This is a genomic window from Candidatus Goldiibacteriota bacterium (assembly GCA_016937715.1).
In the GTDB taxonomy this organism is placed as follows: domain Bacteria; phylum Oederibacteriota; class PGYV01; order PGYV01; family PGYV01; genus PGYV01.
The window spans coordinates 1-13,563 of the sequence record JAFGWA010000046.1; the positions used below are offsets into that span (position 1 = coordinate 1).

The window sequence follows — 13,563 nt, forward strand, 5'->3', positions numbered from 1 at the left end:
CTTCCATTACGCATACTCCCGCTGGCGGTGTTGTAGGCGTGAATGTAGCCGTTGATCCCACAGGCGGTGTGTCTGTTTCTGTCCTTGTATGCGTTGCCGTGTTTGTAAATGTTGATGTTGAACCGGCCGGTATTGTGTTTGTATATGTTGCCGTGTTAAGCGGTGTGGGTGACGGCGGCGGTGCCGGGCATGTTGTGCAGCCGTAGATGATTAAATCATCTATCCAAAGATCCGCTGTTGTTGTGCCTTCAAGCGCTGTCGCGTTAAAACTTGTCTGGAACTGTAACTCTTTCGCGTTTGCAAGCACTTCTGCTATAGGATACGCTGTTCCCCATCCCGTTGCCTGAGCAAAAAGAATAAATGGTACATCCACAAGCGTCCATCCTGCAGCCGCGGTAAAATCATATCTGTAATCGTTATATCCTGTCATACTTGTTCCGTCTGTTGCTGAATAAGGTATTTTTACATGGTACGCCTTGCCGTCGCCCTTTGCATAGAACTTTACGCCTGTGCACGCTGATAAATCTGTCACTTCGCCTGTTCCTTCAGGCGGCGCTCCCGCCATCGGGTTTAACTGCGAACCCATTCCTATTGAAGGATAGTCATTGTTTGCCGCTGTTACCGGGCCTACTGTTCCCGTAAAGTTTGCTGCCATAAGCGAGCCGTCATAACCGCCCGCTGTCATTGTAAAGTCTCCGCCGCCTTCTGTTGCCGGTATCGGAACTATTGTTGCGCCTGTGCCGTCCTGATATGTGTACCAATATCCGCCGAACAGGTTGGTGTTGTCCCCGTCTTCACCATTTTCCATAAGGCATTCGCCCGGAGGAAGGTCAGATGTTGCTGTCGGTGTAAATGTCGCGGTTGACCCCGCAGGTACTGTATTTGTATTTGTGGCAGTGTAAGTATTTGTGTATGTGCTTGTGAATGTGAATGTAGGGCCGCCCGGCGTTACAGTGGAAGTGGCTGCCGGTGTAGGGCATGAGTTACATCCATAAACAACTATGTTATCAATCCAAAGGCTTGCTGTTGTAGTGCCTTCTGCTGCCGTAGCATTAAAACTAGTCTGCCACTGAAATTCTTTCGCATTAGCAAGAACTGTAGCTATAGGATACGCCGTTCCCCATCCTGTTGCCTGCGCGAAAAGCGAGAACGCCACATCAACAAGAGTCCATGTCGCGGACGCGGTAAAATCATAACGATAATCATTATAACCGGTCATACTTGTGCCGTCCGAAGCCGTATAAGGAACTTTTACATGGTATGACTTGCCGTCTCCCTTTGCATAAAACCTTATACCGTCGCAGCTTGAAAGGTCTGTTACCTGTCCTGTGCCGTCAGGCGGGGCGCCGGCATTCGCGTTTAACTGCGAACCCATACCTATTGAAGGATAGTCATTATTTGCCGCAGTTACCGGCCCTACCGTGCCCGTGAACCTTGGCGCGTAAAGCGATGAAGAATATCCGCCCGAACCCATAAAATAATCGCCGCCTGCCGTAGGTGAAACTACCGCACCGGTACCGTCTTCATATGTATACCAGAATCCGCCGAAGAAATTTTCCGGGTCATTATCTTCGCCGTCTTCAAATGCGCAATCGCCAACCACTATAGGAGTATTTGTAGCCGTTGAACCGGCAGGAACTGTATTGGTAGGCGTTGCAGTGGAACCCGACGAAAAATTCTTGGGATAATAACCTGACATTACAAGCATTGAATAAAAACCTACAGCCGCATTGTAATATTCGCTTCCGTTAATGTGATTGCCGACCTGGGAAGATGTCCTTGCGTAATAAGCGTCAAGCTGAGTCTGATATGAAGTTCCGTACATAAAGGTACAACCAATGGGCCCTATAAATGTCGCGTTATTATTGTTGCTGGTGGGGCTGGTGCTGCTTACATTATAACCGTCGCCTATTGACGACGCCGCAATTCCCTGGAACGCTGCCGCCTGCCTGCTGATAACAGTACCCGCGGTTGAATCTCCGTTCCATACATAATCTATCGCATATCTCATTCCTGTACGGCACGCGTTATAAAGGTATGTCTGATCCCTTCTTGTACCGTCCTGGTTTGCGGTTTCTGATGTTAAACCTGTTGAAGAAACCTGATTCGCAAGGACGTGGGTGTTGCATTGAGTTACAAGCGTGGCCCATTTGGAACTTGCGTAAACAGTACTATATTCTCTGAAATAAGCTTCTGAATAATACGAAGGGTATTCAAAATCATCCCAGCTGTCGCCGGGTTTCAAACTTCCATCGCCGGCAATACAATTATTTGCAATGGCGTTTAGCATACCCTGCGCGTACTGCGCGTAAGTAAGCGCACTGGTAATTCCGGAAGGGCTTCCGCCCCAGCGTTCGGCTGCTTTCATAAGCGCCCACGCCATATCTGTATCAGCGTCAGTAGCGGAACCGCCGTCAGTTATGGTATTTCCGTCAGTTGAAGTTGACCACGGCATAAGCTGGCTGTTTCCGTCAAGCGCGCAAATAGAAAGTTTATATTTTAAAAGCAAATCAAAGGTTGTCTTATCATCCATATAAACGGCAAAAATCATACCGTATGCCTGGCCTTCAGATACCGTTCTGCCGTTATGAGGGTATTCAGGAGCCATAACCCTGGAACCGCCCCTTGTCGCGTTTGCCACGACAAATTTACCCTTAAAATTTGTCCATTTTGTATTAAGGTCTGTGGCGTAGGCAGTACCGTTTGTAAGCTGACTGCCGTAAGGATAATTTGTATAAACAGGCGCGGCATATGCCATACCCGCTGATACAAACAACACCATCATTACAGCCGTAAGTAACCTTTTAATGTGCATATTATTACCTCCTGGATTATTACATTTTATATTTTTATATCTAAAATCATACCTTGAATATTATGACAAAACATACCCAAAAAAGTTCCGCTCTTTTTTCGTTACAATATAATATATTTATTATTAAAGTATCTGCCATTTTATTCAAAAGAACCCTTTATGTCAATGTTTTTTTAAGACAAATAAACAGCCAAAACAATGTGTTTTTTTGTACATTTTTTTAAAACTACCAAAAAACCTGCATTTACAAGCTAAAAAAATGACCCGGTTTTACCCGGGCCATTTTGAAACCTTTAAAAGTTTTACTTTGATTTGGACTTAAGTATTATTATCTTATCCACTTTTGACCTTACTTCTTTGCCGTCCCTGGTTACCATTATCACGTAATAATACGTTCCATTGGACAGATTTTTTAACGTTTCTGACTGGTAATATACGCAGTCGCCGCTTAATATCTGTGTAAGCGCCGCGCCTTCAAATACTTTTTCGTCAATTAACCTCTGGGCCGAAGAGTATATCCTTACACTTAAGCTTTCAACATCCTTCTGGGTTACTTTTACCTTTATTCTTAATATAGGCTGTACAGCCGGGTCAAAAGGGTTAGGATATGGAAGAAGTTCGGTTACTTCAAGCACCTTGCTTGTGGCAGTAGGCGTCGGTGTGTATGTGAATGTTGATGTATGCGTCGGTGTATTTGTATACGTATGCGTATTGGTTGCCGTAAAAGTATTTGTATTGGTTGCCGTGAAAGTCGCGGCTGACGCCATATCAAACACCCTTACAGTGCTGGAAGCTTCTTTCATCTGCCCCAGTATTGTATTCATTACGGTTACCTTTATTGTGTAATTACCGTCCGGCATACCCGTTAAACCGGAAGTTGGAACGTTAATGGTATGGCTTCCCGGCGTCCTTAAGGTATTGTCTGTTACAAAAGTGTAAACAGAAAGGGACGAAGCGTCAATAAGTTCTATCCTTGTTGATGTCGCATTCTGCCCTGTCAGATTAAAGCTTACCGCTATCGTGGCAACAGCAGGCATTACAATAGTACCCGTTGAAGGCATTAAAGTAACCGCGCTTACGCCAAGCGTGGGTGTAGGAGTCTGTGTCTGCGTGTATGTGTTTGTAGCAGTATTTGTTGAAGTGTTTGTAAAGGTGTTTGTATATGTATTTGTAAAAGTCTGCGTGGGCGTATTTGTAACTGTATGTGTATGAGTGTCAGTAGACAACGGATCCGGAGTATTAGTCTCCGTGAATGTATATGTCTGCGTGAACGTGTTGGTATTAGTGTGTGTCTCTGTGGGAGTACTTGTGTATGTAGGCGTATTAATAACCGGCGGTGTCGGGCATGTTGTGCAGCCATAGATTATTATATCATCTATCCACAGTTCCGCGGTTGTCGTTCCTTCAAGCGCTGTGGCGTTAAAACTTGTCTGGAACTGTATTTCTTTCGCGTTTGCAAGCACTTCAGCTATGGGATAAGCCGTCCCCCATCCTGTTGCCTGAGCCAATAATGTAAACGGAACATCCACAAGCGTCCAGGCTGCGTCCGCGGTAAAGTCATAGCGGTAATCATTGTATCCTGTCAGGCTTGTTCCATCAGCGGCAGAGTAAGGAACCTTAATATGGTACGCCTTTCCGTCGCCTTTAGCGTAAAATTTAACACCTGTGCATCCTGAAATATCTGTTACTTCACCAGAACCTTCAGGAGGCGCTCCCGCCATAGGATTTAACTGCGAACCCATTCCTATTGAAGGATAATCATTGTTAGCCCCGTCAACCGGGCCTACTGTCCCGTTAAAACTTGCCGCCATTAGCGAACCGTTGTATCCGCCCGCTGTCATTGTAAAGTCCGTGCCTCCTGCCGTGGCAGGTACAGGTACTATTGTTGCGCCGGTACCGTCCTGGTATGTGTACCAGTATCCGCCAAACAGGTTTGCGTTATCCCCGTCTTCGCCGTTTTCCATTAAACATCCGCCGCCGTCAACTGTTGGCGTAGGTGTTGACGTGTTTTCGGCCGTATGCGTTTGTGTGGCTGTATTTGTGTATGTGTAAGTGTTTGTATTTGTACTTGTATTTGAAGCGGTATAAGTATATGTATGCGTTGCCTGCGTGGTATCAGTTTCTGTAGGCGTATTTTCCTGTGTTTCAGTGTCTGTAAATGTCGCTGTGGGAGTATCAGTTGCAGTATCTGTTTGTGTTGCGGTATCGGTATTTGTTTCTGTCGGAGTATTTGTAAATGTATCCGTAGATGTACTTGTACACGTAGGAACTTCCGTGGGTACAGGCAGAATGCCTGTAAACGTATTGTTTGTTTCATCAAGTTCCGCGATAACATCATCTGAATCTATCATAATAGACACGGACGCAGATGGAACATACTGTATCCAGACTGAACCGCTTGAACTTGCCGTAATTCCCGAAACAGGTATTTCATTTCCATCAATATCAATTGTAAACGCGCCCGCGTCCTGGTCTCCCTGGTTTGCGTAATTAATACGTACACCAAGCGGGTATATTCCTGTCCCTATAATACATTCCGGTACAGTCTCGCTTGTGATTGAAGCGGATAATATTACAAGGTCCGAGCCTCCTGCGATAGGCGTATTTGTCTCTGTAGCGGTGTTTGTCGCGGTATGAGTGTTTGTTGATGTATTTGTTTCCGTAGGTGTATTTGTAAATGTCTGTGTTGCTGTATCAGTGGCTGTGTCTGTATTCGTCGCCGTGTATGTGTTTGTTGCAGTGTCCGTGCTTGTCGCGGTTTCTGTAGGCGTATTTGTCGCCGTATCGGTGGCCGTGTAAGTAAAAGTATGCGTATCTGTACCGGTATTTGTGGCTGTCTGCGTGTAAGTTTCTGTTGCTGTATCCGTATGGGTATGCGTCGAGGTATTGGTTGCGGTATCAGTTGAAGTATTTGTCTCAGTTGGTGTATTTGTAAATGTATTTGTAACCGTATCAGTCGGCGTATTGCTTGACGTGTATGTCTGTGTGTGTGTAAATGTACTTGAAGCTGTCGACGTATTTGTGCGCGTAGGCGTGTAATTCTGGCTTGGGAACATTTCCAGCTGGTCAACGGCTAAATCTATACTTGACCACGGCTGCCCAACCGTCTGGAAATGTATTGCCATAAGGTTTGTTTTTATTGTCGTAAGCGGCACAACCGTACCCCAGTATTGTTCCTGCGTAAATTCAGTAAACGCTATCTGATACTGTTTCCACGAACCGTCTGAAGGCGGCGTGAAATTAAACTTCCAGTCATTGCTGCCTGTATCTATTGAATCAATCGGAACAAGCTTTATGGTGTACGGAAGCCCGTCGCCTTTTGCCCAGAACCTTATTCCGATAAACGGCGTACAGTTACGCGCGCCGCCTGTTGACATAAGGTTTGTCCCCATACCCACAAAACCATTGGCATAAACATCTGTTACCGTTCCGGTCATACGCGCGCTGTAAGCAGTTGACGCGGCGCCGGCGTTATCCATTGCCCAGATTCCGCCGGGTTCCGGAACCACAACGCTTGTACCCGCGTTTGGCGAATCGTCATAAGTAAACCAGTCGCCGCCCCAGTTATTTACACCGTCAGCGTCTTCACAGTCATCAAGAAGTTCTGACGCCCCAAAGGTGGCTGTAATTGTGGGTGTAAAAGTAAAAGTGGCCGTAGGTACAGGAGTGGGTTCCCATAGATAAGGGAATAATTCCACTTTATCAAGCGAGAAATCAATTGCCGCCACGGCGCTATTAGTGCCTACCTGCCATTTTATTTCCTGCATCACGGGAAGAATTTCTGTTTCAAGGTCATATAAATTTGATGTCCATGCAGGCTGAGTAAACTGTCCAAAAGGTATTGAAATCTGTGTCCATGTGGTGGGCGGAATAAATTCATATTCATGTGAAGCCCAGTCAATATAAACAGTGGTACCCGACCCTTTAGGCCCAAGCATAATTTTCCACGGGGTTACTCCGTCGCCTTTACACCAGAACCTTATACCGCCGCCATCACCCGCAGTTGTATTTGTTATCCAGAAATCAGTTAAATCAACGATATCCTGGCCCGCGGGCTGAGTCTTAATTTCTTCTTTTAGCTCCGTGCCTATTCCTACCGAAGGATAGTTAGGATCTACAGCAGCAGCTTTAGAACCGGTAATACGCAGATAGAAATCGCTTTCCGCGTCTGCGCCGCCGGCTGTCATTGTTAAATGCTCGCCTTCTGCCGGCGATACAGTAGCTCCCAGCCCTTTGGCATCCGCCCATGTATACCAGTAACCGCCCCAGTCATTGGCGGTATTATAATCGGGCAGATAATCATCAAAATAATCAATAACCTGTCCGTCAGGCACAGGAGTCGGTGTTTTAGGAGGTTCCGGGCTCATTATTCTATAGTTAGGCATATTGCCCGACATAAACAACATTGTAAGAACCTGAAGCGCGCCGTTATAATAAGACTCTGTCGCGCTGAAACTTGAAGTCCTGCTGTAAAAATTATTAAGATTTGTCTGGTCTGTTGTCACCATAAAAGCGCAGCCCGCAGGCCCTACAAAAGCGGCGTTATTATTATAACCGTAAGACGTGCCGTTCTGATAGTAGTATCCGTCAACAACGCCGGTAGGCCCTTTGCCCGCAAAGAAATTGGCCAGTTTGGTTGTATATGTATCAGCCGCAGCTGTCCCATACCACGCGTAATCCATAGCCGTTCTAAACGGCACACGGCAGGAGTTATAATCATACTTTCTTCCGTCAACTCCGTTTTTATCATAATCAATCGAAGATCCTGTTGTAGTTATAATTTCGCCTATAAGTCCGGTTGTGGAATTTGCCGCTGAATTTATCATTGTAAAACATTTATTTGCAATGGTTGTCCACTTGGTATCGCCGTCAACAGTCTGGAATTCCCTGATAAAAGCGGTAATAAAATACGAAGGGAAAGTATGGTCATCCCACTGGTCACCAGGTTTTAAATGGTTATCAAGCGCCACATCATAACTTTTTATGTTTGCAATTTCAGTCTGTGCCTGCGAAATATATGTCCTGCCTATGCTTCCGCTTCCTCCCCACTGTTTGTCCGCCATTAAAAACGCGAATGCTATATCAATGTCAGCGTCTGTGGCTGAACCCTGATCAATAATATTTCCGCTGCCGTCTATAATCCACGGAAGAAGCGAACCCGGCTTTCCCGTTGCCGCTTCACCCCTGTTTATCTTAAACTTTGCAATACCGTCAAATGTTGCCTGGTCATCCATATATACAGATGCAAGCATTCCATATGCTATACCTTCAGATACCGTATATCCGCCGCCATAACCGGGAACAGGTTCCGGACTGACAACTTTCAAACACCCGCTGCAGACAGAAGAGTTCTGCACATACGTGGCTTTCCATGTGTCATATTTGCCCTGGATAGTGGACGAACTGGAATTGGTGGCCCTTATGCCGTATGGATAATTTGCTTCCTGAGGAAAAGGATAGTTACCCGCAAATGAATAAGCCGCAAATAACAGCAGAATAAATAAAGATAGGTAAATCGTTTTACCGTTTTTGTGCATAAATACACCCCGCATCTTATATTAGGCAATAATAAAAATATATGCCCTATGATAATAAATTATTTTACCCGTAATTCCCCGTTCTGTCAATTAGAACATTGAACCGTATTGCGAATATGCTGTTTTTATTTCAAATTAAAAAACCCTATTCAAACCGGTTTTAGCGGTTTAAAAAGGGTTGGCGTCGCAAAATGCGTCGTTTAATTCTTGGAAATTATGATATTCTTTTTAATAACCCGTCTGCCAATCTGTATATAAACAAAGTATATACCTTCACGCACAATTTCACTGTTATCGTTTTTGCCATACCACAGTATCTGATAAGCGCCCGGCGCTTTGTCTTCATCCACAAGTTTTGCCACTTCCCTGACAGCTTTATCATATATAACAATCTTTACCCTTGAGGTTTCATCCACTTTTATCTTTATCGCGGCTGCCTGTCCAAGGTTGGGGTTAATAAGGTTATTTGCTATAATTGCTTTTTCATCATCAAGTAATGGCGTAGAGGGCGTGGGTTCAACTACCGGATCTTTAGCCGCCTGAACCCCTGTTGAAAGCGAAGGTTTTGATATATTGTTCACCAAAGGAGCAGCCTGATTTACGGCTTCTTTTTTAGGAGCCGGCCTGTATTCATATACAAGGACTTTCTTTTCATATTTTTCGGCTGTTTTTTCAATTACAGCTTCTTTTACAGTCTCTTTTACCGCTGCTGTCTGAACGGTTTCTTTCTTTATGTCTGTTTTTACCACAGTTGTGTTTGCCGCTTTATTAGCATCTATAATAGAAGGGTTGAATGAGGCCATTTCAACCTTGTGCTGTTTGTCACTGATGTTATTATATATAAGGAAGGTAGCCGCAAAAACCACTGCCGCAAAAGACGCGCCAACCCTTAGAAAATGGGCAAAAACAGGTTTTTTATCCATGTTTTGTGATTCAATTGCAGCCATTACTCTTGTTTCAATGAAATCAGGCGCATCAATCTTAATACTTTTGGAGGCATTTATGATAACTTTCATGGTTTCCATATATTTGCGGCAATCGCCGCATTCAGATAAATGTGAAGACATAACAGCCATATTCTGCGCGTTTAAGCCGCCATCCAGGCTTTCTGTTATAAGTTCTTTCATTTTATTACATTTGGTATCTTTCATCTTCTTCACCGTCCTTGTATATATTGACAACCCATACTAAAAAAAGTTTCGTACTATTTTATACTTTGACGCGAATTTGTTCTATGCGGCAACGTATAAAATAGTATGCAAATGCATATTCCTTAAAACCTTATACTTTGACGCGAATTTGTTCTATGCGGCAACGTATAAAATAGTACATTCCCTTAAAGTATTTTATCCTTCTCAAGTTTTTCTCTTAAATTTTCCCTTGCCCGAAAAAGTTTGCTTTTTACCGCGGATACAGACAGTTTAAGCAGTTTTCCCACTTCTTCATATGACAGCCCGTCAACATCCCTTAATATAATTACCTGCCTTTGTTCTTCTGTCAGTTCACCTATTCTGTTGAAGACAGCAGTCCTTACTTCATTGGACGCATACTGATTATCCGGTTCGTTCTCTTCTTTCTCTTTAATATTATTTACAAGGGTGTTTGTTTCCTCTTCATCATTGCCTGTGTAAGACTCTTCTGCCATGCGCGATTTTAGCCGCTGCATCTGTTTTAACCTGTTCTTGCAGGAATTGATTGTTATCCTGTAAATCCATGTGCCAAGTTTTGAATCACCGCGGAATTTTTTCAGGTTTTTATAAACATTAACAAAAATTTCCTGACAGACATCTTCGGCGTCCTGCCTGTTTCTTAAAAAACTGAAACAATGTCCAAAGACCACGCCTTTGTACTGTTTTATTATCTCTGAAAAAAGGGCTGTTTCCCCCTTTTTTATCCTTTTTATTATCTCCGATTCTTCCATTTTATATTTATTGCTCCCTTGTTAAAACTTAAACGTTATGGTAAACCTGTGCGCGTTGTCCGCCACAAAGTAAGGCTGATACGCGTAATCAATTGATGCCTGCCCGTAAACCACGCCCGCGCCTATCGCCACTCTTCCTTCCTGCCTTCCAAATACATAGCCTATCCTGCCGGTAAAAAAATCCCGATAAGTGACTTCCAGCCCAAGCGAAGTTTCAGCGCCTTCATTTTCCACCAGAAAAATCCTTTCTTCAGCAAGTATTTGTATCACATCGCCTTCGTTTCTATAAACGTATATGCCGTATCCGCCCCTGAAAAGCATCGGAAACATGGCTTTCTCTTTGGTATACGAAGAATTAATCCCGATATTTTCAAGAGAAGCGCCAATCAGGTACTTTTGTTCAAAATTTTTATGCAGCACTCCCGCGTTTAAAACCGCTCCAAAATTACCGCTTCTGTGTATCTTTGAAAATGCAAATTTCACGTTAATACCCGCGTTTAAATCTTTCATCATTTCCCTCGCGTATGAACACGCGCCGGTGATGTCATAATTTTCTATCCTTTCAACTTCATAGCCTTCTTCATTGGTTCGGTAAAGTTCCGGATTGGTGTCATACATAAGAGAAACAGAAATGCTGTCTTTTATTCCAATCGGCTGAGCGTATATAAACTGCTCGTAATTCGTCCCAAAAACAGAGGTAAAATGGGAAAACACCGCGGATTTTTCCTGTATGCCCTGAAGTACCGCGGGATTGGCGTTAGAAGCCGAAGGCCTTGCAAAACTTGGGGCATATATGCCTCCCAGGCCGGCTTCCCTTGCGCTTATATCAACAAGCAGAAAATCGCCTGCGGTTGTGCCTGAAGAAAAAACAGGCGCCGTGCAGATAAAAAACATTAAAAAAAGCGCGGCGCATTTATTTATTTGTCTCATTTTGGATGGTTTTCAGACAGAATCTCTGATAATTAATTCCGGTTCAAAACTTATTATTTTACTTTCCATAGGCGCGCTGCCTTCTATCATATCGGTCAGCAGGTCAAACGCCTGCATCCCCATCTGCGCTATGGGCTGCCTTACCGTGGTTAATCCCGGGCTGGTAAGGTTTGAAAGATATACATCATCATACCCAATTATTGAAAGGTCCTGCGGTATTTTTATACCGGCTTTTTTAGCCGCGTCCATCACACCGATTGCCGTTATGTCCCCCGCGCTGCAGAAAACCGCGTCCACTCCGCCGCTTTTTTTCATAAGGTTTTTCAGCAGGGTTTCGCCTTCTTCAAAAGTGTAATCAACAACATCTATAACTTTTTTTTCATCAAAAGGAATCCCGTAATATTCAAGCGCGTCCTTGTATCCCTTAAACCTTTCTTCGGCATTTAATACCTTGGATCCTTTTATAATAGCTATCTTTTTTCTTTTTTTCTTTATCAGGTATTCCGTTGCCATAAACGCGCCCTTGATATTATTAAATTTTACCGTCGGCGCGCCTTTTACTATTTCTTCAATAAACACAACAGGCAGCCCCTCTTTTTCAAATTCCGCCACAAGTTCGTCATCAGGCTTTAAACTGATGATTATGAATCCGTCAGCCCTTCTTTCATAAAAAACCCGCCTTAAAACATCCCTTTCGTTTTCTTCCACACCCCTTGTTGAATATAAAATAAGATTGTACGCCGTTTTTCTTAAATTATTCTCAATTCCCCTTACGGATTCCAGCGCGAAAAGCGACGCAAAGAAAGAAGCCACAACCGCAATATTGTTTGTCTTTCCTTTTACAAGGCTTCTTCCTATATAATTGGGGTGGTAATTCATCTCTTTAATAGACTGCATTACAAGGTCTTTTGTTTTCTGGCTTATCTTGGGGCTGTTATTAATTACCATGGATACCGTTGCCGGCGTTACTCCGACTTTCTTTGCTATATCTTTTATCGTTACCCTCATTTGTCCCCGCCTTTTATCTGGAATTCTGCGTGCTTCCCTGTCCGTTTAATATTTTCTCCGTCTTATACCTGTTTATAAACTCCCGCAGTTTGTCATTTTCAGGGTTTAACTGCAGCGCTTTCTCATACGCTTTCATCGCGGTATCCGTTTTTCCCGTATTTAAAAAACACGACCCCACTCCTATGTAAGCGGAAGTATATGTATCGTCCCGTTTTAAACACGCCGTGAATTCAGCCAGCGCTTCCTGATATTTTTTCGCGTATAAGAGGTCATAGCCGCTTCTGTAATACTCCGCAGCAGTCTTTTTATCCTGCATTTTTCTTGTTTCCGGTTCGCCCAGGAATTTTCCGGTTAATGATATCCTGTGGGTTATACCAAGGTCTCCGTATGGATTCAGCGAATAGTCAATTTCTATGCTGCTTTTTTCTCCGGCAGTCAGTTTATATCCAAGCCCCGCAGTGATTCCGGCGGAAAAACCAAGGTCATTTAAAAATTTATACCCCGCCCTTACGCCCACGCTGTGATACTTGTTAAGCACCCACATTTTTTCAACGCCCGCGTTAAAACGCACTATCTGTTCCGTGGGATAAATGACCACGTCAAGGCCCGCGGCCGCCGAATTATCCGGAAAGATAAACGCGCCTTCATCAGTAAACGGAAGTATCATGTTTTCAAAGGCAAAACGGTAGCCAAACCCAAGCCTTACCGCAAGCGGCAATGACGGCCTGTTATTGGAAAAGCCGACATTTTCAACTGCCATCCCAAAAGAATAATTTTCATACTTGGGATTAAACAACGTGCTTAAATTTAAGCCGTAACCGCCGCCGGCGTCGCCGGCCACGTCTTCACTTGAAATATTAACGCTTAAACCCGCGGAAAAATCAGAGAAAACAGAATCTTTGCCAAAAAAAGCCGAAAGTTTTCTTCCGTAAGCAAGCGTAATATTAAAATTGGTGGCACCCACTTTTTCTTCTGTTAAAATATAATTCCCGCCGGCATCTTCTTCTGTTTTTAAAATTTCACCGGCATTCAGGTAAACACCGTATATCCCTATCGTGCCAAGTTCGCCAAGCGGAAAAGCATAAGCGGCGTATTCAAAGTTTACGTCAAGCATCCATACCGCGTGCATAAGGCACGCCTGATGCCGCGTAAGCTGAGACAGCCCCGCGGGATTCCAGAAAACAGCGTTTACGTCATCGGCAATGCCGGTAAAAGCCTCGCCCATCCCCGCCTGACGCGCTCCCTGTGATATTTTTATAAAGTTCAGGCCCGTGCTTCCAGCGCCTACCGCAAAAATAGAACCGGTGCAGAATAAAAGTAAAAATGACAAAATTATACTTTTTTTCACGTTT

The 13,563-nt window shown here is 44.1% G+C and carries 7 protein-coding genes; all 7 read right to left on the reverse strand.

From position 1 onward, the window contains the following. The coding region (locus JXR81_05085) for a CIA30 family protein (GenBank protein ID MBN2754224.1) at nt 1-2,815 on the reverse strand (2,815 nt) is incomplete at its 3' end. A gap of 302 nt (nt 2,816-3,117) precedes the next feature. Beyond that, nucleotides 3,118-8,352: a CIA30 family protein gene (locus JXR81_05090; GenBank protein MBN2754225.1), complete on the reverse strand. Its 5,235-nt coding sequence runs from the start codon at nt 8,350-8,352 to the stop codon at nt 3,118-3,120. A gap of 200 nt (nt 8,353-8,552) precedes the next feature. Further along, entirely contained in the window at nt 8,553-9,503 is a 951-nt protein-coding gene (locus JXR81_05095; GenBank protein MBN2754226.1) for a hypothetical protein, read from the reverse strand. A 185-nt stretch (nt 9,504-9,688) separates the two neighbouring features. Next, complete coding sequence (locus JXR81_05100; protein ID MBN2754227.1) at nt 9,689-10,273, reverse strand: RNA polymerase sigma factor; 585 nt, start codon at nt 10,271-10,273, stop codon at nt 9,689-9,691. Between the two features lie 21 nt (nt 10,274-10,294). Then, nucleotides 10,295-11,203: a PorV/PorQ family protein gene (locus JXR81_05105; protein ID MBN2754228.1), complete on the reverse strand. Its 909-nt coding sequence runs from the start codon at nt 11,201-11,203 to the stop codon at nt 10,295-10,297. Between the two features lie 12 nt (nt 11,204-11,215). Beyond that, complete coding sequence (locus JXR81_05110) at nt 11,216-12,211, reverse strand: LacI family DNA-binding transcriptional regulator (protein MBN2754229.1); 996 nt, start codon at nt 12,209-12,211, stop codon at nt 11,216-11,218. 13 nt (nt 12,212-12,224) lie between these two features. Next, nucleotides 12,225-13,559 (reverse strand): PorV/PorQ family protein, encoded by a 1,335-nt coding sequence (locus JXR81_05115; GenBank protein ID MBN2754230.1) that lies wholly within the window; start codon nt 13,557-13,559, stop codon nt 12,225-12,227. Between the last annotated feature and the right edge of the window lie 4 nt (nt 13,560-13,563).

Excerpts from the sequence above, each read along its gene's own strand:
- JXR81_05090 (MBN2754225.1), bottom strand. The coding sequence starts at position 8,352 with ATGCACAAAAACGGTAAAACGATTTACCTATCTTTATTTATTCTGCTG.
- JXR81_05095 (MBN2754226.1), bottom strand. The coding sequence starts at position 9,503 with ATGAAAGATACCAAATGTAATAAAATGAAAGAACTTATAACAGAAAGC.
- JXR81_05100 (MBN2754227.1), bottom strand. The coding sequence starts at position 10,273 with ATGGAAGAATCGGAGATAATAAAAAGGATAAAAAAGGGGGAAACAGCC.
- JXR81_05105 (MBN2754228.1), bottom strand. The coding sequence starts at position 11,203 with ATGAGACAAATAAATAAATGCGCCGCGCTTTTTTTAATGTTTTTTATC.
- JXR81_05110 (MBN2754229.1), bottom strand. The coding sequence starts at position 12,211 with ATGAGGGTAACGATAAAAGATATAGCAAAGAAAGTCGGAGTAACGCCG.